Source organism: Saliniradius amylolyticus (genome assembly GCF_003143555.1).
GTDB classification, from domain to species: Bacteria; Pseudomonadota; Gammaproteobacteria; order Enterobacterales; family Alteromonadaceae; genus Saliniradius; species Saliniradius amylolyticus.
In genome coordinates this window covers 747,304-770,166 of the sequence record NZ_CP029347.1, presented here as the reverse complement: position 1 = coordinate 770,166, position 22,863 = coordinate 747,304, and the positions used below count along the sequence as shown (strand labels likewise).

The following is a 22,863-nucleotide window of genomic DNA, read 5'->3' as shown; positions in this document are numbered from 1 at the left end:
CTCTAACATCAACAATATATTCTTAATAAAAACCACTAAAAAGACTCTCCAAACTACAAACAAACCCACTTAGCAAAAGAAAAAACATAACAATACAGACCACTCATTGATTCAAAAAGCAACAGTTAACTTTACCTTCAGCTAGAATAATTTAACGTTAATCAAGCTAAAACACTCACACTATCTGTGTATACTATCTATAATCCCCAAAATTCATCTACATCGGGTCGATATGCTCTTACAGCCTTTAGCTGCCTCTGGTAATCGACAAGGTGTGATACCTCATCATAGAGCAATGAACTTACGCCATAGTTTTCAGTTGCATTGTAAGGAGTTTCCCACTCACATTTTGACAAGTTGTGATCGGGGTAGAGCTTATTTAGTTCCTCGCAGGCATCCTCGTACGACTTCCAAAGTTTTTCTGCAAGTAAGATAGTAAGGTTCCCTTGTTCTAGCTCGTGCATCCATGAATTTAATATTTCACTGTAGTCAGAGCGTTTTATCACACTATCCCTCTTACAAAATTCAATTATATCTTCATCAGATACAGGTATACCCGCTGCTTTTAGGGCTGCCTTAGCTTGTGATATAACTCTCTCAACGGGATCGCGCAATACTAAAACAATATTTTTATTTAGAAGGGAATCCGAGAGGTAATTGATTCCTTTTGATGGCAACATACAATACTCTGGGGTCGCGTCTATAGCCACCCTTCCTCTAGAATATTCAGTCATAACCTTCTTATACCAAGCTAAGTTAAGCGAGTTATGAACAATATTAAAGACATACTTTGACCATCTGTCATTGTTTATATCATTAAGCTTGCCCTTAAACTTATCCGCCACAACCCTATCTGCCCAAAACCCTGAGTACGCAGAGTTTCTAGCAAAAAACAATCTATTAAAAAAATTCACCTCTTTCACTGGAGGACCATAAAAAGCGGTATCCCTAGATGATAGGAAATTAAAAAGCCAAGTTGTAGCAGCTTTTTGAACACCCACAATCAACAACACAGGCTGATCAATAGCATGGTCCTCAACAGGAACTTCGTCGTCCTTATAGATAATTGGTAAACTCGAATCCTTGAGCATATCAAAGTTATATGCTTGCCCCTTCCTGACTCTACTTTTTTGAGCAATATAATTTTCTTGAGACTTCCAAACTAAACCTTCTTCAAAACATGCCGATGATTTATAAAAATTAAAATCTTCACCTAGGCTATTATCTACTTGGTCTCTAGCCGAATGAACTTCGGTCAAAAACTGTTGAGGGTGAACAAGGTTTTTGCAGTGAAAAGACTTTTTATCATCGAAATAAGTTGATTTAGCAGAGCCATTTTTTACAAATAACATTACGTTCTGGCGATACCACCAGTCGATAGTAAAATCATCCCATATTGCAGGCCTAATCACATCAAAGCATTCATAATTGTGATAAGAGAACAGTTTTACCCAGTCGGTACTCCATGTTTCATTAATATGACCATCGCCCCCTTGGTAAGGTATTGCAGCGGAAAACAATATATAGTCCGATGATAGAGTAAGGGCTTTTACAACTTCTGAACCCGCTGGTTTAGTTAAGTGCTCAGCAACCTCCAGGCAAATAGCGAGGTCAAAGCTTTGCTCAAACGCAGGCCGTTTTTTCTCCAAGTTACAATAGATATAGTGCTCGTCCTCTATATATTTATCCAAATGTTTAACATGATCACCTTCAACTCCAATTAGCTGACTAACACCCAACTGCCTACAACCTGCTAACCAAGTTCCTAAACCACATCCAAAGTCAACGACACGCTCAACCTTAACAGGTAGGACCTCAAATACCCTCTGAAGAACAGCTACAGCACTTTCGTAACTTCCGCCACTTTGGTTCTGGTAGAATTTTTTACCGTATATTTTTGAACCGCTTTCCATATACTTTACTCCAAAGCTTAGAAAGGAATGATAAGATGGCAGAAATACTATTTTTAGAAACTTCAGCGAGCAAGCTTACTTGTTCTTTGTTTCTATATTCTAATAGCAGCGCCCCACCCAGTCCAGGAAAATCATATGATGCAGGCTCTGAAATGTATTTATTAATCACAACCTCATGACTTCGAAGATGCTTACACCTATCTTTAACAACTGAGTTTGAGTACGAACTTAAATCATTTAACGATCTGACATAATAATTAGCAAGATTTTTATCAAGGTGACCAACCCTAAAGCAATATAAAAACCTTAGATTAAAATCCCAGTCACCAAGGACAGATAAACGTTCGTCATAACCTCTAATAGTGTCATAAGCACGTCTATAAAACATAAAACTAATAGGCGGAAATATATTATTCTTTAATATATCAATGAGCAGCAAGCAATCTGAGCTTAAGGTTTTGACTTCACTTTCAGAAACTGTAACCCATTCCCCGTCACTAAAACATTCCTCCTTATAATTATAATTTGTTATCACTCCTGACAACACAGAATTATTTTCCAAAAACGTGACCATTTCGGAGATCGCCTTAGGATTTAAATCATCATCATCATCATGAATGAGTATTAATTCCCCATTAGAGCGACTAATTGCTTTGTTAGATGCCGCCTCCATACCAATTGATTTGGGAACATTGATATAGACAAAAGAAGCGAGTGAACTTTCTAGGCCGCTGAAAAAAGTACTTGGAATATCCTCTCCACCGTCATTTATCAACACCCATTCGATATTTTCATAGTCCTGTCCTAACACGGAAGATTTTGCCCTGTCCAGGACTTTCAGTCGATCTTTAGTTCTCGTTATTATCGAAACTAACATTGAGCTACCTATTATTTCCTCTTTAACAATGGCCTTTTCCCAGAAAAAATAGAATCCGGTATCAAACTATCATTAAAATAAAATTTCGAAATGCCCGACCAGCTTCTTTTTTCATAGGAACCATTTATCAAAAAGTGTAAATACGGCCCAAGAAAATAGGACTTCACATCTGGATTACTATCAACATACTCATGAATATTGAGATCTCTATTAGTTCTCAAGAAAATATAATCTTTTATTAAAAAGTAAAATCTAGAAATCTTACGTAAAGGTCTAGTGCACATCCAGCTTACAGTTAAATAAAACGTTATATCATTGCCGGAAAAAGCAGATTCATGTCTATGATTTTTAGGCTCATTATCAAGCATTCTCTTTGCATGCCTGATGAAACTGATAGCAGCAGCGTCTTCTCTCAATAGAGAGTCAACCAGGAGCCTATGAAACTCATCATTTGCAAGTGAAGCTTTGTTCTTTACAGTCTTAATCACTTTCGAAATGGAGGATGTACATTCGGACAAAGCTTCGTCGTTATATAAAATATAGCTCTCAAATACAAACCAAAAAGTATCTCGGAAATATCTCTCAAATGTATCCATTTGAGAATACGTTTGAGCTATTCGACTCATTTCCTCTAAATGTTCACAAAAGTCTTTTAGCTTTTCTATAGTATTAAAATGACGAACTTCATCTGGATTTGTTCTATAGTAATAAATCGTCTCAGGAAAAAAATAACAATTTTTCAATCGAGATAAAGCGTTAAACAAAAAAACAGGGTCTTCGCCAACTCTCAGATCAGGATATTTCAAGCAAATTCTTTTTAACTTCTCAACCTTGAAAGCAAAAACAACATGATACCAGGGTAGACCGTGAGCTTCATTGATTTCATCCTTTTCACAGAATTTATTGTTTATAGTTTTTATATTTGGCAACGGATACTTTTCTGAACTTTGATCCAGAATAAAGTACTTACCATTCCCTCTTAATAAATCGTAATCTCCAAACTCAGCATATTTCAAAATAACTTCTACTGCATTAGTTGCTATAACATCATCAGGATCAAAAAAACAAACATAATCACCGCTAACATAATTCAACCCAATATTTCTAGTAGGTCCTGGTCCTAAATTTTTTTCATTACGCACCACTTTCACTTTGAAATCAGTACTCTGAAACGAGCTCAATATTTTTAAAGAATCATCGGAAGAACAGTCGTCAACAAATATAACCTCAAATGACTTTGAGGTCTGCTTTAACAAAGACCCCAAAAACTCATCTAAAAAATTAGCTGCATTAAACACTGGACATACGATGCTAATCAACATTACTACTCTTCCTATTAGTTATATAATCTTTGACAGCTATCTTCAATTCGAAGGAACTTCGATGGGGAAGTTTATTGAGCTTATCATTTATACATTTATTAGGAGCAAGACCTCGACGTAATCCATAAAGCAGATAGTGCAAAGTAGGAGACCTATCTTTCTGCATGACCTCAGGATTATATCTAATATAGAAACCAGGATCGAAAATCCTATAATAAAAAATCAGAAAAAACAGATTAAAGAGTTGCCAAACATTAAGCCTGGGGTGCTTTCTAAAATAGAATTTTTCACAGTCGGTAACGCCATGCCGATGAAGAAAGCTTGAGAAATCAGCACAATCAAAAAAGATATAATTAAAGTCTTGCCCAGATACCTTCCTAATCAAAAACCCCAGCTCTTTTAGATACTCAACCCTTAATGATTGTGTAATATTTTTAAATTTCCAATTAACCAGATCGCTCAAAGTTTTTGACGCTTCATAGAACAATAAATTCCTAGTATAATTTTCCTCTGGAAATTCAGACAGAAACTCATAAATTTCTTTATAACAGAGAAACTTATATTTAGCATTATACTCTTCGTCATCTATAGACATTATTGAAGTCGTATCAGAATCTCCACGCTGCCTATAGAGTAAAAGGCTATCTTTTACAAAGCTTATCTTATCACTATAGAAAAAGGCTTTTGTTGTAAAAGGATTGTCTTCGTGTTTTTTCAAGTACTCTATAAAATATATACTATTTTTCTCTAAAAACTCTCTCTTAATTAATTTATGCCAAGCAACTACGTGACTACAAAATTCTGGAACATCTATAAATTTTCGGCCTGAGAATGATTTTTTTTGACATTCAGCTAAGTAATCCTCTGTAGTGCTACCATCGCTATACCAATGTAACACCCTACCGGTTACAATATCGCTTTCTGAATGCACCGATTCCTTCACCAAAGCTTCTATTGCATCATTATTACCGAGCATATCATCAGAGTCTATAAAATAGACATATTCGCCTTTAGCTAATTTTAAACCAGTATTCCTAGCCCCCGGTAGACCTTTATTAAATTCATGCTTGACAATATTTACCCTACTATCTTCCGATGCATATTTCTCACAGATAGCTACTGAGTTATCATTACCACAGTCATCAACGCAAATCACTTCTAAGTTGCTATACGTCTGACCTAAAACACTCTGCAAACAGTCGTCAATGTATTTTTCTACATTATAAACTGGAATAATAATCGAAACTAACATTTTCATACCGGCCTATAGGTTTGGTTTCCCACCATATTTTCTTCACGAACCTGGGGAAGAATACTATTATAAAAATGTGAAGAAACACTATCAGAAATAGACGACAATAATAATAAATATAACCTAGGCTCTTTTGACTCGACGAATATCAAAAAATCAGAAAATCTCTCTGGAATTAAACTTCTCTTTTTGTCATCATTATCGTCTTTTTTAGTAGCAGACTTTAAGTTATCAACATATAAAGTATAAGTGTCTTTATCAATATATTTTTCGTCTCGCAACCTATCATAAACTGACAAAGCAAAGTGATGAAACTTTTCATTCAATTTCATAAAATCTAATAACTTTTCACCTCTATCATTCAAATGAGATTTCTCCCACTCTATAAGAAGGCTTTTGTACTTCCTTATTTCCCCAAGAGATAGTGGAAGCATATTAATGAAGTTCTTTATAAGAATAGCATCATAGGTCTTTATTCTACTATTTGCATTATAACTTGACTTAATATTTATAGGAATATCAACACCTATGAAATCTAGAAAACTTGCAATAACGCCATGTTTCTCTTGACACACAACCTCGTAGCATCCAACAAAAATTGAATCCACTTCTTTTATCGCTCTAAACTTAGATAAGTGATAAGTCAGATCTAGCTTTTCATTGACAACATTATTAAATGATTTTTTTAAATCAACCCAGCGCCCAGGATAGTCCTTTACGACTTGATTTAGAGAGGAATCCACATAGTCAACAAGATCTCTAATTACAAAATATACTCTAACTTTTGGCATATATCCAAAAATACGCCGAAGAAAATTGGAAATATAGTCAGCACTGTAATAGTAGAGGTCTTCACAAGAAAAAACGATTCGTTTAGCACTGTCGAGTGACATTATTTCATTCTTCACGGAGTCTAAATGCCCATTACTCAATGCATCACCGTTATCCAGCACGAAACCACCGCCTAATTCTCGGTTTAATTCATATACTAAGGGCCAGCAAGCTCCAGAAGAATCTGTTCCTGACTTAGGAAGGTAAACTCCAACATGCTCTAGAGAATCCCTGTTATCTCTCAAAAAATTCTGTAGAGAAGTCGTACCCGTCTTTGGCATACCTATATGTAGTATTACTTCATGTTCTTCCATCAATAAACCTCTCTGATTTTTCATAAAGTTGAAAATCGTCACTGTAGAAGGAATTAAAAGTCTTTTGATTTTCCTTATTCAACTTAATATTCAGGCGACAACTCCCAGTCTCATTTTGAATAACAGGTGAAACATTATATAAGCTCTCCAAATATTTTTGATTATCCTTAAAATCATAAACACAAAGATTGCTTACACTAGAGCAATCGATTTCTTTCAATATATCTACTTGTCGTACAGTATGTCGATCTTCTGATAAAGAACCTGAAAACTGCTCAAAAAAAACATTAAAAAACTCAGAACTACTTTTTTTTTCGACTGTTGAAGAGCACAGGCTTTTAAAAAAGTTTTCTGAAAAAGCTCTCTTGAAAATATTATATAGATACATATTGGAATAGGATTCGTCAACCTGCTTATCGATCACCCAGTTTTTATAAAAAGACTTAAAGCGGGCCCATGGTTCTCTTACAAAAATCACACACTCAAAATCATTTTGATTAGTAAAAACTTCGAAGTCATGAGACACATTAACTCCTTGATTTTTATAGAATTGATTTATCGTTGAATACCCACACTTTAAGTTAGCAACTATTACTTTCTTATTACCTTGATCAACAAAAACCCTTGGATCATTATATTTCTTCATAACAAAAATCCTTCTATAAAATCATCTTCTTTAATATTATCTTCAATATCTTTGTCTTTATAACCAAGAATCAACTCGCTCAATAAAATCGATTCAGCCTTTGTACCCCGCCAACTTAAATGATGGATATCTCTTTCCCCAGAACTTGAAACTCTAAAACCAAAAGAGTCAACTAATGGAGTTTTATCAATAAATGTCAAACCAAACATATCACAACTATCTTTAACTGACTTATGAATTACTTCTCTACCGAAGCTGGCGTCGCTTGAAAATATATGTGATGTGAAAATCAACTTTGAATCATATACTTTAGACACGGACTGAACTAAATCATTAATAAACTTTTTTGACTGTTGATACCTAACAACATTTAACTCCGGTTCATAGATATTATAATAACCATCTTTCCATATCTTAGAAAAAGGAACATTCCTGTAATAATTAGGGTTCCCTTGTATGTGAATACCTTCATATTGAAACTCATGAAGAGTCGAAAGCTCTATATATAGATAGTCAGCAGATGAAATTTTCTCAATAACACTCTTTATAAACAAAGAATCATGAAAGACCTTGTCATTAAAGGGGTTTTCAGGAGTAGCATCCCGTCTAAAAAATCGGGGCCTTATCACTTCCGATTGTGAAATTTCTTCACTCCTAAAAAGAAGGTCATATATCTGACCAGCTGACTGAAAGTACCCGACATTAAGAAAATCAACATCTATACGTGTATATTTTTTAATATACTCTAAAGGCCAGTGAATACGGCTTGTTCCTATTGCTACTATTTTTTTCATCATTATTTTTTAACTTAACTATCTACAATTCATCTAAAAGCACTGAGAAATTAGTTCCGCTTTCATCTTTCGCTGAAATTTTTTTATCAACTTTTATATCAGGCCATTGTATGTCTAGTATTGGATCATCCCATCGAAATCCTCGTTCATTAGTCGGATCGTAATAGTTTGTACACTTGTACACAAAGTCAGCTATTTCACTCATAACCAGAAAACCGTGAGCAAAGCCCGGTGGCACCCACAGCATGTGCTTATTTTCTGCCGATAGAGTAAAGCCTTGCCATTGACCAAAGGAAGGCGAGTTTTTACGACAGTCTACAGCGACATCATATACCTCACCTTGTGTTACACGTATCAGCTTGCCCTGTGGGTGTTTTAGTTGGTAATGCAGTCCTCGCAGTGTGCCTTTTTGACTGCGGCTGTGGTTATCTTGTACAAATTGGTACTTTCCGCAATGCTTCTCAAATTCGTCCTGACGAAACGTTTCCATAAAGAAGCCACGGTGGTCTTCGTGCACTTCGGGCGTTATGAGTACCAGGTCCTTTAATTTTTGTGGTTGGTAATACATAGTTTTCTTTGTTCCTTTTTCGCGCCCAGGACACAACCTACTAACACTTGTGCCTCAACTACAGTCACAACAGACGCTTTAAATACTGTCCGTACTCAGTCTTCGCAAGCGCTTCGGCTTGAGTCTGAAGTGTTTCTCTGTCTATCCAGTGATTGGACCAGGCGATCTCTTCCAGGCACGCGACTTTTAAGCCCTGCCGGTGCTCTATGGTTTGCACGTACTGACTGGCTTCGATCAGGCTATCGTGCGTGCCGGTATCCAGCCAGGCGAATCCCCGTCCAAACTTTTCCACCCGCAGTTTTCCTCGTTCAAGGTAGGCGTTGTTCACACTGGTGATTTCCAGTTCACCACGACTTGAGGGCGTCACTGATTTCGCAATATCAACCACATCATTGTCGTAAAAGTACAGTCCTGTCACGGCATAGTTTGATTTAGGATGCTCTGGCTTTTCTTCAATTGAGGTTGCCACGCCATTATTGTCAAAATCAATGACACCAAAACGTTGCGCATCTTTCACCCAGTAACCAAAAACAGTCGCGCCGTGGGTATTCGACACGGCTTCTTTTAACTTGCCAGTAAACCCTTGTCCGTGGAAGATGTTATCCCCCAGCACTAAACAAACCGGGCTATCACCAATAAACGTCTCACCGATAAGAAAAGCCTGAGCTAATCCACCGGGACTTGGCTGGACCGCGTAGCTTAGCTGAATCCCAAACTGGCTGCCATCGCCAAGCAACTTTTGGAAGCCAGCTTTGTCTTCTGGGGTGGTGATGATCAGAACTTCACGAATACCGGCCAGCATTAATACCGATAACGGATAATAAATCATCGGCTTGTCATAAACGGGCAACAGCTGTTTCGAAACCCCCAGGGTAATGGGATGTAACCGGGTGCCCGCGCCACCAGCCAAAATAATGCCTTTATAGGCTGACTTTTCTGACTCCCTCATTGGCTGGTTCCTTGCTGGTTGCCTGGCAGTTGCTGTTTGGTCATTTCTTTCGACAAGCCTGTTTTCCAGTCACTAAGTTTGACGCCATCTAATGCTTTTAACAGTTTACCGCAGTCCAGACGAGAGTTTAGTGGCCTTATAGCTGGGGTCGGGTAGTCACAGGTTTTTATTGGTAAGAGCTTAGGCACGTTCGGAAGCCGCTTGTTCTTGCGAGCGAGTTCAAAAATTGCCTTGGCAAACCCATACCAGCTGACCTCGCCTTCTTGGGTGAGATTGTAAATGCCCTTTAGCCGCTCTTCGTAAGCCAAAATGCTAAAGGTAGCGAGGATATCGGCTGAGGTCGGGGTACCAACCTGATCGTCAACGATGGTGAGCACGTCACGCTGTGAAGCAAGCTTCAGCATGGTGTTCATAAAGTTATGCCCACGATAACTATATACCCAGCTGGTACGCAAAATGCTGTACCGATTTGTCGTCGCCTGTATCGCCATTTCGCCAGCCAATTTGGTTTTTCCGTAAACAGACTGGGGGATAAGGGGGGCGTTTTCATCCTGAGGCTTTGTGCCCTGTCCAGCGTATACGTAATCGGTGGAGTAATGTAATAAGTAAGCACCGGTCTGCTGACTGTACTCTGCCAATGTGTGTGGCAAGCGATGGTTTAACATATCAGCTGATTGAGGCTCAGATTCCGCTTTGTCCACCTGTGTGTAGGCGGCGGCATTGATCATGGACGTCGGCTGATGTGCTTGCAGGTAAGTTTTTACTGCATCCAGGTTGCTCAAATCAAGTTCGTCACGAGTTGGAGATAGCAACTCATAGCCACGTTCCAGCAGTTGTCTTTTTAACTCGTGACCAACCTGACCATTGCTACCAAGAACTAATATCATAGCAACGCCTGCCACCAGGCTTTATTGGTTAAATACCAGGCGACGGTGTTTTGCAAGCCCGACGCCAAGTTGTGACGCGGCTGCCAGCCAAGCTCATTCTGTATTTTATGGCTGTTAATCGCGTAACGAAAATCGTGACCAGGGCGGTCAGTGACAAATTCGATAAGTCTCTTATAATCAAACCCATCGTTTAGCTCGCGGCCAATAAATTGGCACATTAATTCCACTAATTTTAGATTACTGACTTCTTCTGTTCCGCTGGTCGCGCCACCAATTGCATAGGTCTCACCTATTTTGCCTCTTTCCGCGACGGTGATCAGCGCTTCGGCATGGTCATCAACATAAAGCCAGTCTCTTATCTGCTGCCCCTGGCCGTAAACCGGAATGGGCTCCTTTGCCAAAGCTTTGGCAATAACGGTGGGAATCAATTTTTCCGGGTATTGATAGGGCCCATAGTTATTAGAGCAATTGGTGATAACAACGGGTAGCCCATAGGTTCTATACCATGCTCGGACTATGTGATCAGAGCTCGCTTTACTGGCAGAGTATGGTGAGCTGGGCTTGTAGGGTGTTGTTTCATCAAACGCAGGATCATTCGGTTCGAGATCACCGAACACTTCATCTGTGGAGACGTGCTGAAAACGAAAAGCCTTAGCCTTTTCAGGGTACTGTTTTTTTAGCCACAGCCAATAGCCTCTCACTTTTTCCAATAACGTATAGGTACCAACAATATTCGTTTGAATAAACTCTGCCGGCCCGTCGATTGAGCGATCGACATGACTTTCTGCAGCAAGATGCAAAATGACGTCAGGTTGATGAGCATAGAGAGCCCCGGCCACTGCATCAGCGTCGTTGATATCGGCTTGAATAAACGTGTAATTGGGGTTATCAGCGACCACCTGTAGGGAGCTTAGATTACCCGCATAAGTGAGCTTGTCATAATTAACCACGCGGCTATTTGTATTACTCAGCAGATACCGTATCACCGCCGAACCAATAAAACCGGCACCGCCGGTGACTAAAAATGTTTTATTCATATATTAAATATCCAACAAGGTTCGAAAGCGCCGCCTGCTTGCCACACCTTTCCCTAAGTTCCCAATACGAATGAGCTCACCTACAGTGACAATGCCCAGCTTATTTTTAAGATAACATTGTCAGCAAGGCCTCAACTCTAACATAGCTTGCAATGATGAAACGACTACCAACAACTACTAGCCATAACTTACAAGGTTTTTATCAAGCTATCTTTCTTGCTTAGACTGCTGCCATAAAACAGCCATGTTTATGGACTACAAGCTCGAGCCAGACGTTGGGCGATGATATTGCTGCTGTCGAGCTGCAAAGAGCGTTCAATTAACCCTTTGGCAAAATCACAATTTCCGTGCTCTACCTGATATTGCGCGAGCTTGGACCAGACCATGGATTTATCCTGGTTGCGGGTAAAGGATTTTGCCGCCAACACACCTATATATTTAGCTCTTGGGGTATTTCCGGTCTTATGCAGCAGGTCCATATACGCGATGACGGGTTTGGCTTGCAGTTGCCCCCGCTCTGATCCCACTTTAATAGCAACCCGAAGCCATTTAACACCATGCTTGAATCGCCCCCTTTTTGCTTCAAAAAGCCCTAACGCCGCGTAGCTTCGCCAGTTATCTCCCACATGGGTCAGTTCGTGGCGATAAAAAGAAATAGGCTTGCCCCACAATTCATTTCTTTTGTATGTCAGGAAGGTAAAGACCAGGGTCAGTGCAATGGCTACAAATACAACTGTACGCAGCCGGTACCTCGACAATAAACCCGCAAGACAAGAGCCAACCAGAACCGCTAAAAAGGCATTCGGCAGGTAAGTACGGTGCTCAAAAGCCAGGTCGACAATGGGTATCAATGCCGACTCCACTGAATGTGCTAAATAGAACAGGCCAACACAGACAGTAATCAGGGGCAGGCGTTGCCTAAGCGAAATCGCAACAACAATCACCGCAAGATGCCCGACCCCCGAGAGCAATACTTGCGAGCTTGTGGCTGAGTAAACGGTTGTCGGATACTCGAGTAATAAAGGATAGGGAACGAAAAACTTATAGATGTATTGCCACAGGATGACCAACTGATGAGCAAAATATTCGTATCGCGGCATCTCGGTCTGCAATCGGGTCGCCTGATCGATCACATGCAGCAAGCTGTGTTCCGATAAGTTTGGTATCAGATCGATGGCAAATAAGCCAGCCAGACCAACAGCAAGAACACTGTATAAAACCCACTGCCATAGTCTTGATACCGTCTTAAACAAGAACAGTTCAAGCAACAAGAAGGCGACCGGAAGTGTCACTATGTTTTGCTTTGAGATTGCCCCCATAGAAATAAACACCAGCACGGCAATCGTATATATGAGCCGCTGTTTACCACCGTATGTTCTGGCCCCGAGGTAGGCCCATAATGCCAGTACATAAAATAGGGCACTGAGAAGCGCCGCCCGCTGCACAATATAAGTCACCGCCTGCGTATTTAGCGGTGCGAGCAGGAACAGAGCAAAGGTAAGGAATATGCAATAGTGCTGGTACGCCCTTCCACCGCCCACGATTGTGACCAGGCGCTTCGACAATAATGCAACCGATGCCGCAACGGCCAGGTGGAGAACCATATTGGTCAGGTGGTAGACAAGAGGTTCTTCCCCGAACACCTCATAAGTAAGGGCGAAGCTGTAGTAGGTCAGTTGCCGACCAAAATAATGCTGGTTTAACAATCCCCAGTCGGTGGTCAGTAGTGGGTTATCCACGATCGATGAAAAGTCATCCAGATAGAAAGGCACTGACAATGACGGCCAATACGCAACCACCCCCAAAGTGATTGTCAACGCATAAAGCAAAATTAACGCGGGTCTCTCCAAAACAGCGTCTCCATCCAGTTAAAGGCGACAGGATAGTAATGGAACTTTGGCGGGTATTCAATAACAGCTGTAACAGACAGTACAGAGGGCCGGTTGTGGCAAAAACAACAAAAAAAAGGCGAGGTTACCCTCGCCTTTATTAACTAACACAATAGAGCGTGTCTATTAGTTAGATTTGGTATTGTTCACGGCTAAACGGTCACCGCGTACGTTGTAAGCAGTGAACAGCTCGATGTCGTCTGATGGTGAGTTGATCACCAACGTCATGTCCATCTTCTTAGAAGAGCCGTCATAACCTTCTGCTTCCAAAGCATTACGAATTGAAGTCGACAGAGCGGTAATCTTGTCAGCTTCAGCGGACACAGACAGTGTTACAGGGCCGTACTCGTTACCGGCATCATCAAAAGCGGTCAGCTCGATATCACCGTCTACGCCACCGTCGTTGCTAACGTAGATGATTTGGCTGATACCAGCACCATATGGGATATATGGAATATTGATAGTAGCGCCAGACAGTGTCCATGCACCCAAGTCAATGTTGTCATTGGTCATGCTGCCAGTTTCAACGGTAGAACCTACCAAGCGGCTGTAGTTCAGCGTTAGATCTGCAGAGAAAGACTGGTCAGATAATACCTGAGCGTCTTCATCATTTACACCGTCTGCCGTTAGGGTTACACCGATTGCGTCTGCACCGCTGGTCAGGCCACCAGTGGTGGTCAGTGACAACACGTTGTCAGCGAACGTTGTTTCATCAGTGTCTTCGGTTGCACCGGTCAGAGCGTAAGAGCCTGAGTCCAGATCGCCTTCAGCATCGTTCAGGAACGCCAGGTCTGAGCCAGTCAGAGCCAGAGTCGCGCCGGTAGAGGAGACCGATAACAGATCAGCGCCCCACATTACGTCCAGAGTGGCACTGTCGGTAGTACCGTCGGTGAACTGTTTACGCTCGTTCTCTACATCCACAACCCCGTCGAAAGAGTCACCAGCAGCAACGGAGAACTCAGAGCTAACCATTGCAACTGTTGTGGCTGCACCAGCATCGAAAGACGTACCAGATCCAGAGATGGTGCCCTGAGTGCTTACAGAAATCGCACCGCCGGAAACACTATCCAGAGTCACACCGCTCAGATCGTATGACAGATTTTCTTCGTCACTGTTGTCAGCGGTTACACGGAACGTCAGTGTTGAAGTTGTGCTATCGATCAGAGAGAAGTCACCAGCCACGTCACCAGAACCTGTAGATGCACTACAGTTAGTATCAGTAGCGTCACAAGCAAGCTCTGGAGAGCTAGCAGAAGTGTCGATAGTGGCACCCGAGAAAGTAATGGTCAGCAAATCACCGGCCACATAGTCTGCTCCGGGAGCGATCTGAACTTCAATATCTGTACCAGACACTGTGCCCACATCAATCGATTCGGCCAAGTCAAAGCCTTCCTGAGAGATCAGCGGGTAATCTGGGCTGTCAGTTAGCACTGATGAAGTAACACCAGTGGTAATTGTTGCTGCGTTAGCTGAAGCTGCGCCCGCGACGGCAGCAGCGATCAACGTTTTCTTAAGAATAGATTTCATTTCTTATTCTCCAATTTCATGAAATTGGGAATACAACACTTGTGTCATATTCCGTTCCTAGTTTCCTGTCTAGCTAGGGTTAATGATAAAAGTTTTCCTTCATGGACAACTTTTTACCAAAGGCAATTCTTATTGATGACTAAGTGTCTGTCAACACTTAGAAATAAAAATTAGTGCCCGCATCCGGCAAGTGAACATCTAATAACCATAGCTGCTTCTTCCACTTTAAGCTTATTATGCTTAACGAATCAAGCGAATGTTTTCAAGCCCGCCTTCAAAATCCGACATCAGCTTATTCCACTGCTCGTTGCTTTCGATCACCTTAGGGGTAACCAGCATCACCAGCTCTGTCTTGCTTCGAGAGTCGGTCCGGCCCTTAAACAGATGCCCCACCAATGGTAAGTCTCCAAAGCCTGGCACCTTTGTCTCTCCATTGGACACGTCCTCGCTGATCAGTCCGCCCAGCAACACCGTTTTACCACTGCCCACAACGGCTTCAGTATCCAGAGACCGTTCGAAGATCGACGGTGAGCCATTGCTCCCTGCCGTTGTATCGACAGTGTTACTGATGCGCTGGTTAATGCTCATGATGACCACACCCTGCGCGTTGATGGTGGGCGTTACGGACACGTCCACCCCTGTTTTGCGATACTCAATGTTGGTAGTAACGTTACCACCATCCTGAGAAACCGTGCCGCCTACAACAGGTATGTCAGTTCCTACGCTGATATTAGCAGCGACACCATCTCTGACTAATAAGGAGGGATTTGACAACACGTTGATAAACTTATTTTCCTTGAAAAAGGACGCTACTGCCTCGGCCCCGCCATCCAAAAAGCTTAGGTTTAAGCCGCCTGTCTCTCCAGCACCAAACGACCCCTGTGTGGTTACAGAAAGCCTGCTGCTGTTTTTCAGCGCAAACTCAACACCATACTTAAAGTCATCAGCCATAGTGACTTCGGCTATCAGCACTTCCAATAATACTTGTTTGGGCAGTACATCGAGTTTTCTGAGTAGCGGCAACAAAGTCTGGTACTGGGAACCTGAGGTTCTGAAGATGATAGAGTTGCTGCGTTCATCCACCACGAAGGACATTTTTTCGGCCGAGACCAGGGTCGAGCCACTATCGCCGGTGTTTCTTAACTCTTCAGCGTTGGCACCCGTGCTTCTCTGGTTTTTGGAAACTGTGGAGCGGCTGCCTAATGAGATCAAATCACCGATGCTTTTCCCCAGGTCCGTTGCCCTGGCGTATTTGGGGTTGTAAACGAAATACTGCTCGCTCTCCCCTCGGGTTGGCTGATCAAGAATCGTCGCCCAGTACTTAACCCGGTCCAGTAGTTCTTCAGAGGTCGCAAATACCGCTGCAGAACCAAGGTGCTCCAATGGCACCAAGGCGATGTTAGAATTCGAGCCAGTATTCACTCCGACATTCAGCCCTTCATTCTCCATCAAGGTTTTTGTCTGGTTTACGAATTCATTCAAGGGAATATACGTCAGCGTAATAAGCCCAATATGCTTGCCCCTGTTTGCCGGCGTATCGAGTATATCGATCAGTTCCAGCGCTCGAAGGACATTACTGCGATCCCCCATTACAAATAATGAGCTCTGCTCAAAGTCGGCTCTGATTGTTGCGCTAATTAACTCCCTGACCGTTCTCTCGAGCGCAACCTTAATACCATACTTAATGGGGACCACTTGCAGAATCTGGCCACTGGTGTTAGGCACAGACTCCGGTGTATTACCTATGCCAATAGCTGCCTTGGCTTTACCCAACTTGGCGGCCTGGAAGAAAAACGTCCCGTTGTCATAATCGACACTCACCTGTTCACGCTTCAACACCGAAGCTATGATGTTGAATAACTCGCGCTTTGAAACTGGCTCTTTTACGTTTGCCGTAACCGGTGTTTTATTATTCTTCAGATCCGGGGCAACAACATAGTTTTCTGACAGAATCTCACCAAAGGCGTAATGCAGAAACTCAGTCAGTGGCATGTTTTCCGCTGCGATGGTCGCCTTTTCCTGCGCACTAAAGGTCTCTGCGATTCGCTGCTGCTGGACTTCTTCTTTTTGATCTGCAGTAATCGATTTTAAAGGCTCAAAATCTTTCTTTCTGCCCTCATCATCGGTGTCCTCGGGTTCAGTGGCTTCTTGAACCGGCTCACCACCCGATAAGTATGACTTCTTCAACTCATACACAAAGTTGTCTTGCTTTTGGTTTTCGTGAGACTCCTGGTTGGTCGCACAACCTATCAGCAAGGTGCTCAGTATTACGGTGACAGTTATTTTTTTCACAATCTATTCCTTGCTTCCAATTTTAAAAATATCTAATCGGATCACTTTATCGGTATTCTGATGACTTAGCGTAACTTGTTTTTGCCCCAACTCTGTCAACAGATAGGGACCCAGAGCATCTCCTTGCTTAACTTTAACGAACTGGCTTTGACCAGAGTCAAACTCCTCCATTCTAAGCACGGCAAATTGTTTATTCTTCTTCGCAGAGAAGACGCCCACTAGGGCAACCTGTGTGTTTTCGTCAAAATGCTCGTGATTGGGCCGCAGCACCTTGGGTTTAGATTTTTGAGCATCTAATTCGGAATCCTTGGCAGACTGTTGCTGCTCTTCATCTTCTGCTTTTTTCTCCGGGGCAAGTTTATTCAGCCTTTCCCGCACCCCCTCAAAGTTAACGGCGTCACTATTTGTCCCCAGAGACAAATCAGACCATTGAGGCGCTTCTGAGCCTGATGGCTCAGTAACACCAGAAGGCAGTGTTGGGATAATCAGAACGGCATAGACTGCAACAACAAGCAGCCCTCCATATAGACAATGTCGCCAATTTAATACCAAACTCACTGCATCGTCCCCTGCATAAAGTACATTTCGATTAGCACATTGCCGGAGGTTTCCCCCATTTGTTCCCAGCGGATTTTCTGGTCTTTGATGCGTAATTCCAAACGGTCCACCATTAGCCAGTCACCCAGCTCCAGCAATGCCATATGAAACCGGGCAAACTGATCAAGCTGAGACTCCACTCGAACAGATATGGAGGCCTTTGTGGGCTGACCGTCTATTACCGAGACCCATTCTACACTATCCAGCTTCACCCCGGTGCGTTCGGCAATATTTTGTAACTTCATTTGAAAGTCGAGCTTGGCAAAGTTTACCTCTGGTGCCTGCGGGTACCGAGCGCGCAGCTCTTCCAACTTTGCGTTCAGCTGTTTCTCTCTTGCGACATAGTCTTCATGTGAAGCATCCAGCTCTTCTACTTTTTGCAGTCTTTCTGAGAGGTCGAGTAATAACTGTTGCTCCTCTTCGAGGTGCTCAAAGAGGGGCTGGACACCGAACTTGATAGCCAACAAAGAGCCTACGACCAATAACATCACCTTCTGCCGACTCATTATTCTGCTCCCTCCGCCGGCTTCAGCGTCATACTGATATTAAACCGCTCTCTGCCGACGCTTTCTCGAATCGAGCTTGAGAACTCTGCTGACGCGACCAAAGGGTGTTCATTAATGAGTTGCAATGCGTCTGTGGCTTTGTCCGCTTCCAGCCTGAGCTCAAGCTGACGTCCTTCGGCGGTGACCAGTAACATAGCGTATTTTTCTTGCTCCATTAATGTCAGCATGACATCCCACATACTATTACTGAAATCTGAACCGCCACCAGTCCGCTGCAGCGTTTCAACGAGCTCCGTTTTTTGCCGTACCCGGTTTCGTATCTCGACAGTCTCCGTCACATCGGTCGACTGGATAGCGTTCTCTATGTCGTTAATTCGATATTTAACGTAGGCATACTGCCCCGCAACCATAAAAATGAAACCAGCCACGGCGCCAAGCCCAACGCTCTGCCAAGAAGCCATGCCAGCAATATTGCCACCGTATTTCTGTTGCCTTAGCAAGCCCCCTAAATCTGTCACGGAGAGAGACTCAAGAGCCCACTTCAGTCGAGAAAGATACGCTTGCTCTGTTAACGTTTCTTTGGGACTTTCTTCAGCTTCGGCTCCTATCGCCATCAGAAAATAGGCGGCATCCTGATACAAACCTTCAGCAATCGTTGAGCCACGTTTGTCACCTTCAAGCCGGTACAGCTCATTGCCCGCTCTTTTAACGGTAATGAGTTGATTCGACTCTGTGCTTAGAGGAAGATAGGTTTCTGGCATCCAAAGCCCGATTAAATCATCAAGACGCTGGCCAATGTCGGTGTTGAATACCCAAAAACGAACGTGGAAACCCTGTTCATCGCCTGAGACTACACTATAGACATAGGTTCCACTCAATGAGTGGGTAATGACTTTCTTCAGTTCTCGTCTATCAGCAATTGGGTAGTACTTTTCGTACTCGGAGTAGTGTTCACGCCCTACCAGCAAGAGCGGAAACGTTACTCCCTCGAGTTGATGCCACTCCGCCTCCTCAGCGCGTGAGCCGCTGATGGCGTATAAACGCTTCCCTAAGAAAAAAGCCTGGCGGCTCCACCACTTATCAAACAGCTTTTTTAACATCTATAGTTACTCAAGAAATACAATTGGGGGTTCTCTGTCAGGCTGCAGCTTTATGGTTATATTTTTTGAGACCCTAAAATCGCCTGTGTTAACTGCCGCATTAATCGCAATCATTTCACTGGGATAAAAGCTGACACTATCCATACTGTCTATGCCACTTAATGCCCTGAATTCTCTTTCATCCAACTTGCCAGAAAGGCGTCTGGCTAAAAGGTTATCAAGACTATCATTTGGGGCGATAAGTGCCAATAACTCCTTGGGAAGCGTCCCTGGATTAAAGTAGTCAACCGGTAGATAGGTAACGAACCTTTTTGCAAGTAATGCCTCTAGACCAGGAGAGATGTAATCAAGTTCTCCAAAAAACTGAATCGGCCCACGGAAGCTTCCCCTGGCCTCAGATGCCGAAGGTGTCTCAACCCCCTGCCATTGTTGCAGCAAGCTAATTAACTGACGTGACTCAGCTGGTGACAGTGATTGTTGCAAGAGCAACTTTTCAATGATGTCGGGAGAATACATCAACGAGGCCAACCCAGCCATATCCTGCAATCGGAGTTGAACGGTGCGTTGCACTCGACCTTTCTCCCCACCGACTTCAATCTCAAAGGGGCTGCTAAAAAAATTCCACTGACGCTGAATCTCACTGCCAGAGCCCTTAACACGCTCTTTGGTCATAATATCAAACAGGGTTCTTTCTATCGCATTATTCAGCGCAAGCTCTGCACTGACCTTGTCCTGCCATAGCTGGGCCGATCTCAGTTGGCTTTGCGTGTCTTTCGTCAATTGGATAACTAACAGCAGTATGATGCCTGTAATTAACAGCACCTGCACTAAGGCAACACCTGCTTGCTTTTGCTGTATTCTCTCATCCATAACTACTCTCCTGTTAAGTAATAGTCGATGAGATCGTCTCGGAATGCGGCCACGGGAACATCCAACTTAAGTGTTTTACCTCCCATCATTACAACTTCAACGCGGACCTGAGTAGGGGTAACCCAAGTGTCTTTAGCACTATAAAACCCAAACCACTGTTGTTCATCAATACGATTATCCTGCGAGTATTGATTGGCAAAATCATTAAAATGAGGCCAACCAAAGAAAGAAAAGCTCAGATCCTGTATGCCTGTCATTAAAATAAACTGATAGCTGAAGTTGTCGGTGTGCCGCTGGATATTCTGAAAATTACTCTGCTTCAAAGGTAATTCAGAATATATCAAGTCCAGTCCTTCGCCTGTTTCGCTGCTTTTAGTAATTAACTCAAACAAGGCAGGCCCTTCTGCCGTTACGGCCTGCTGGCGAATCGCCCGCAACACCGTTTCGCCGCCTTCAAAATAAAAATAAGGCTGCTTATTTTCGACCACCAGGTAGGGTTTAATGTCTTCCAGAGTGGTATGCAGCAGGCTGGCCCCCCTAGCTAGCTTATATGCATCTTTGAAGCCTGTTTTCTCTCGGGCCCAATAATCAGAAAAGGTCTGATAAGCCAGTGTTCCGGTAAACACGATTAAAGACAGGAGTGTCAAAGAAACCAGCAACTCAACCAATGAAAAACCTTGATTTCTATTCATCAGGCCTCCCATCCGGACACAACAAACTGGTATAGCTCCGTCTTTTCCTGCAATGAGAGATTAAGGTCGACGCGCCATAGGAAGATCTTTTTATTAAGTTGAGTAAATCCTTCATCTTCTTTTGAGAAGACTGCCACAGGCTTACTTTGCTCTATCACCTCAGCCCGCCAGGAATAACCAACTCCAGCCTGCTCACCCTCTCCGCTTAACTCTCTCAGTCCACTCGTGGCCCTTAGCTCCTGCTTAATATTCTCCACGAGTCCCATGACCACACCCGACATTCTGACGGAACGAGTGGCTCTCACGCTGTTATCCACTGACGACGAATAAATCAGGGACGCGCTGGCAATAGCGGCAAACAGGATGACACCTGCAATCAACACTTCTAACAGGGTAAAGCCACTTTGCCTTTTCATAACAATGCCTTCCCGACATTAAGAGTCTCGCGACTGCCATCAAACTGATAGTTTATGGTGGTTAACGAGGGCAAGCCCTGGCTGTTAATTCGGATACGCTGTTGGTTAAAACGGATGAACTCAAAGGTGTGGCGGTAGTACTCCTGTTGCCCTTCTTGAAAAGAGGCCGTAAGTTGAGCTTGATTCAAGTTTACGTCCATCCCCTCCTGACGAATCATAGCTGATTCACTCAGTTGGCTTAAGATAGTGACTAGGCGCTTCTCTTCAGCCTTCTTGCGATACTTACTCAACATATCAATGCTCAGCCCACCCACCAGAGATACAACCGTCATCATAATGGTAATGACGACCAATAACTCAATAAGCGTGAAGCCTTTGGATGTCCTATAAGCCGACATCATTGACAGATACGACACTGAGAAGCATGGTGACAACGACACTGCCGACAATGCCGCCCATAACCAGAATAAGCAGGGGTTCCAGAATGGTGGTGAGCTTTTCGGTCCAGTTCTCAAACTTCACTTTTGAGCGGCTGGCAATGTCATTAAAGACGGTATCCATACGACCACTTTCTTCACCCACCTCCAGCAAAGAAAGATAAAAAGCATCATAGATAGGCGTTGCAGTGAGTGCAGAGGTGATAGAAGCGCCTTTTTTGACCTTATCCCTCGCCGCTCTCAGACTCTTACTGACGAGTGGGTTTTTGATACTGTCTGCTGCATAACCGATAGCATCGTCAACCTTCACCCCGGCACTTAGCATCAGCGACATAGCGGAGCTAAAACGGATACGCTCAACCTGGATGACTACTGATGACAACAGAGGCGCTCTCATTGAGAGGTCCGCCAGCTTATTCTTTAACTCCGGATTGTCTCTGGAAATATATAGGGCTGCTGCCCCAGCCAGTATCGCTGCATACAAAAACCACTGATAGTTTTGCATCCAGTCACTGGTTGCAAGAAGGAAAGCGGTATATACGGGAATATCATCGGCGTCGGTAAAAATACTGCCCATTTGAGGCACAATGTAATTAAACACAAAGATGATGCAAAGAACACAAACAGCCATAATAACCGCGGGGTAAGTCACCGACTGAATCACCTTCGAGCGTAACTCCCGCCGGAACTTCAAATCCCGGGACAGACCATCAAACACCTCTGGCAGTTTCCCTGTCGCCTCTCCGATACGAATCAGGTTGATATACAGAGCATCAAATACCTTCTTCTGCTTTGAAAAGGCGACTGCCAGACTCTCTCCTTTTTTTAGGCTAGTATGAATCTCGCCCACCAGGCGCTGAAGCTGACCTTCTCCCTTGTTCTTGCTAATAATAGCCAGTGCCTTATCAATTTTGACACCGCTACTTAAAAGAATAGACAGCTCAGAGGTTAGAAACTCAAGGTCTTCAAGGCTCACCTTTTCTTCTGATAGCCGCCAACTCTGTCCCGCTCGCGACGATAACTCCTTGATCTGAATAACATGACGGCCTTGCTTTACTAACTCTCGTTTTGCATCCTCAACGTTGGAGGCCTGAATCTGATCATGCTGCTTAACGCCCGCCTCATCATAAGCTGTATATTTAAACAT

Annotated in this window: 22 protein-coding genes; all 22 read right to left on the bottom strand. The window is 43.1% G+C overall.

Annotated features, from left to right (window positions below; all coding sequences use genetic code 11):
- Window positions 1-197 precede the first annotated feature (197 nt).
- Entirely contained in the window at window positions 198-1,913 is a 1,716-nt protein-coding gene (locus tag HMF8227_RS03645) for a class I SAM-dependent methyltransferase (RefSeq protein WP_109338891.1), read from the bottom strand.
- Window positions 1,885-2,790, bottom strand: coding sequence for a glycosyltransferase (locus HMF8227_RS03640; RefSeq protein WP_109338890.1), 906 nt, complete (start codon window positions 2,788-2,790; stop codon window positions 1,885-1,887). The genes HMF8227_RS03645 and HMF8227_RS03640 overlap by 29 nt, the downstream gene beginning before the upstream one ends.
- 11 nt (window positions 2,791-2,801) lie before the next feature.
- A complete protein-coding gene (locus HMF8227_RS03635) occupies window positions 2,802-4,112 on the bottom strand; it encodes a glycosyltransferase family 2 protein (protein WP_109338889.1) in 1,311 nt (436 codons plus the stop codon).
- Window positions 4,102-5,364 (bottom strand): glycosyltransferase family 2 protein, encoded by a 1,263-nt coding sequence (locus HMF8227_RS03630; protein ID WP_162558485.1) that lies wholly within the window; start codon window positions 5,362-5,364, stop codon window positions 4,102-4,104. Before HMF8227_RS03630 ends, HMF8227_RS03635 begins: the two co-directional genes overlap by 11 nt.
- A gap of 2 nt (window positions 5,365-5,366) precedes the next feature.
- The gene (locus tag HMF8227_RS03625; protein WP_109338887.1) at window positions 5,367-6,509 is read right to left on the bottom strand and encodes a hypothetical protein; all 1,143 of its coding nucleotides are present in this window, start codon (window positions 6,507-6,509) and stop codon (window positions 5,367-5,369) included.
- Complete coding sequence (locus HMF8227_RS03620; protein WP_162558484.1) at window positions 6,496-7,155, bottom strand: hypothetical protein; 660 nt, start codon at window positions 7,153-7,155, stop codon at window positions 6,496-6,498. Before HMF8227_RS03620 ends, HMF8227_RS03625 begins: the two co-directional genes overlap by 14 nt.
- A complete protein-coding gene (locus HMF8227_RS03615) occupies window positions 7,152-7,952 on the bottom strand; it encodes a hypothetical protein (RefSeq protein WP_109338885.1) in 801 nt (266 codons plus the stop codon). Before HMF8227_RS03615 ends, HMF8227_RS03620 begins: the two co-directional genes overlap by 4 nt.
- 19 nt (window positions 7,953-7,971) lie before the next feature.
- Window positions 7,972-8,517 carry a dTDP-4-dehydrorhamnose 3,5-epimerase gene (gene rfbC, locus HMF8227_RS03610; RefSeq protein WP_109338884.1) on the bottom strand — a complete coding sequence of 182 codons (546 nt, stop codon included), beginning with the start codon at window positions 8,515-8,517 and terminating at the stop codon, window positions 7,972-7,974.
- A 64-nt stretch (window positions 8,518-8,581) separates the two neighbouring features.
- Window positions 8,582-9,466 carry a glucose-1-phosphate thymidylyltransferase RfbA gene (gene rfbA, locus HMF8227_RS03605; protein WP_109338883.1) on the bottom strand — a complete coding sequence of 295 codons (885 nt, stop codon included), beginning with the start codon at window positions 9,464-9,466 and terminating at the stop codon, window positions 8,582-8,584.
- Window positions 9,463-10,368 carry a dTDP-4-dehydrorhamnose reductase gene (gene rfbD, locus HMF8227_RS03600; RefSeq protein WP_204101028.1) on the bottom strand — a complete coding sequence of 302 codons (906 nt, stop codon included), beginning with the start codon at window positions 10,366-10,368 and terminating at the stop codon, window positions 9,463-9,465. Before rfbD ends, rfbA begins: the two co-directional genes overlap by 4 nt.
- A complete protein-coding gene (gene rfbB / locus HMF8227_RS03595) occupies window positions 10,350-11,390 on the bottom strand; it encodes a dTDP-glucose 4,6-dehydratase (protein WP_109338881.1) in 1,041 nt (346 codons plus the stop codon). Before rfbB ends, rfbD begins: the two co-directional genes overlap by 19 nt.
- A gap of 248 nt (window positions 11,391-11,638) precedes the next feature.
- Window positions 11,639-13,240, bottom strand: a complete 1,602-nt coding sequence (locus HMF8227_RS03590) for a hypothetical protein (RefSeq protein ID WP_109338880.1) — start codon at window positions 13,238-13,240, stop codon at window positions 11,639-11,641.
- Between the two features lie 165 nt (window positions 13,241-13,405).
- On the bottom strand, window positions 13,406-14,806 hold the full coding sequence (locus HMF8227_RS03585; protein ID WP_109338879.1) for a hypothetical protein: 1,401 nt from the start codon (window positions 14,804-14,806) through the stop codon (window positions 13,406-13,408).
- A gap of 240 nt (window positions 14,807-15,046) precedes the next feature.
- Complete coding sequence (locus HMF8227_RS03580; RefSeq protein WP_109338878.1) at window positions 15,047-17,098, bottom strand: type II secretion system protein D; 2,052 nt, start codon at window positions 17,096-17,098, stop codon at window positions 15,047-15,049.
- Window positions 17,099-17,101: 3 nt separating this feature from the next.
- Entirely contained in the window at window positions 17,102-17,656 is a 555-nt protein-coding gene (locus tag HMF8227_RS03575; RefSeq protein WP_109338877.1) for a hypothetical protein, read from the bottom strand.
- A complete protein-coding gene (locus tag HMF8227_RS03570; protein WP_109338876.1) occupies window positions 17,653-18,201 on the bottom strand; it encodes an alanine--tRNA ligase in 549 nt (182 codons plus the stop codon). Before HMF8227_RS03570 ends, HMF8227_RS03575 begins: the two co-directional genes overlap by 4 nt.
- A complete protein-coding gene (locus HMF8227_RS03565) occupies window positions 18,201-19,301 on the bottom strand; it encodes a hypothetical protein (protein ID WP_109338875.1) in 1,101 nt (366 codons plus the stop codon). The genes HMF8227_RS03570 and HMF8227_RS03565 overlap by 1 nt, the downstream gene beginning before the upstream one ends.
- Before the next feature lie 6 nt (window positions 19,302-19,307).
- Complete coding sequence (locus tag HMF8227_RS03560) at window positions 19,308-20,171, bottom strand: hypothetical protein (protein ID WP_109338874.1); 864 nt, start codon at window positions 20,169-20,171, stop codon at window positions 19,308-19,310.
- A 2-nt stretch (window positions 20,172-20,173) separates the two neighbouring features.
- Window positions 20,174-20,863 carry a prepilin-type N-terminal cleavage/methylation domain-containing protein gene (locus HMF8227_RS03555; RefSeq protein WP_162558483.1) on the bottom strand — a complete coding sequence of 230 codons (690 nt, stop codon included), beginning with the start codon at window positions 20,861-20,863 and terminating at the stop codon, window positions 20,174-20,176.
- Window positions 20,863-21,279: a type IV pilus modification PilV family protein gene (locus HMF8227_RS03550; protein WP_109338872.1), complete on the bottom strand. Its 417-nt coding sequence runs from the start codon at window positions 21,277-21,279 to the stop codon at window positions 20,863-20,865. Before HMF8227_RS03550 ends, HMF8227_RS03555 begins: the two co-directional genes overlap by 1 nt.
- Window positions 21,276-21,677, bottom strand: coding sequence for a type II secretion system protein (locus tag HMF8227_RS03545; RefSeq protein WP_275425513.1), 402 nt, complete (start codon window positions 21,675-21,677; stop codon window positions 21,276-21,278). Before HMF8227_RS03545 ends, HMF8227_RS03550 begins: the two co-directional genes overlap by 4 nt.
- Window positions 21,664-22,863 carry a type II secretion system F family protein gene (locus HMF8227_RS03540; RefSeq protein ID WP_162558482.1) on the bottom strand — a complete coding sequence of 400 codons (1,200 nt, stop codon included), beginning with the start codon at window positions 22,861-22,863 and terminating at the stop codon, window positions 21,664-21,666. Before HMF8227_RS03540 ends, HMF8227_RS03545 begins: the two co-directional genes overlap by 14 nt.

Coding starts and splice junctions, on each gene's coding strand:
- rfbA (WP_109338883.1), bottom strand. CDS start 9,466: ATGAGGGAGTCAGAAAAGTCAGCCTATAAAGGCATTATTTTGGCTGGT.
- HMF8227_RS03570 (WP_109338876.1), bottom strand. CDS start 18,201: ATGAGTCGGCAGAAGGTGATGTTATTGGTCGTAGGCTCTTTGTTGGCT.
- rfbC (WP_109338884.1), bottom strand. CDS start 8,517: ATGTATTACCAACCACAAAAATTAAAGGACCTGGTACTCATAACGCCC.
- HMF8227_RS03565 (WP_109338875.1), bottom strand. CDS start 19,301: ATGTTAAAAAAGCTGTTTGATAAGTGGTGGAGCCGCCAGGCTTTTTTC.
- HMF8227_RS03645 (WP_109338891.1), bottom strand. CDS start 1,913: ATGGAAAGCGGTTCAAAAATATACGGTAAAAAATTCTACCAGAACCAA.
- HMF8227_RS03625 (WP_109338887.1), bottom strand. CDS start 6,509: ATGGAAGAACATGAAGTAATACTACATATAGGTATGCCAAAGACGGGT.
- HMF8227_RS03630 (WP_162558485.1), bottom strand. CDS start 5,364: ATGTTAGTTTCGATTATTATTCCAGTTTATAATGTAGAAAAATACATT.
- HMF8227_RS03555 (WP_162558483.1), bottom strand. CDS start 20,863: ATGAATAGAAATCAAGGTTTTTCATTGGTTGAGTTGCTGGTTTCTTTG.
- rfbB (WP_109338881.1), bottom strand. CDS start 11,390: ATGAATAAAACATTTTTAGTCACCGGCGGTGCCGGTTTTATTGGTTCG.
- HMF8227_RS03585 (WP_109338879.1), bottom strand. CDS start 14,806: ATGAAATCTATTCTTAAGAAAACGTTGATCGCTGCTGCCGTCGCGGGC.
- HMF8227_RS03615 (WP_109338885.1), bottom strand. CDS start 7,952: ATGATGAAAAAAATAGTAGCAATAGGAACAAGCCGTATTCACTGGCCT.
- HMF8227_RS03540 (WP_162558482.1), bottom strand. CDS start 22,863: ATGTTTAAATATACAGCTTATGATGAGGCGGGCGTTAAGCAGCATGAT.
- HMF8227_RS03620 (WP_162558484.1), bottom strand. CDS start 7,155: ATGAAGAAATATAATGATCCAAGGGTTTTTGTTGATCAAGGTAATAAG.
- HMF8227_RS03640 (WP_109338890.1), bottom strand. CDS start 2,790: ATGTTAGTTTCGATAATAACGAGAACTAAAGATCGACTGAAAGTCCTG.
- HMF8227_RS03550 (WP_109338872.1), bottom strand. CDS start 21,279: ATGAAAAGGCAAAGTGGCTTTACCCTGTTAGAAGTGTTGATTGCAGGT.
- HMF8227_RS03545 (WP_275425513.1), bottom strand. CDS start 21,677: ATGTCGGCTTATAGGACATCCAAAGGCTTCACGCTTATTGAGTTATTG.
- HMF8227_RS03635 (WP_109338889.1), bottom strand. CDS start 4,112: ATGTTGATTAGCATCGTATGTCCAGTGTTTAATGCAGCTAATTTTTTA.
- HMF8227_RS03560 (WP_109338874.1), bottom strand. CDS start 20,171: ATGGATGAGAGAATACAGCAAAAGCAAGCAGGTGTTGCCTTAGTGCAG.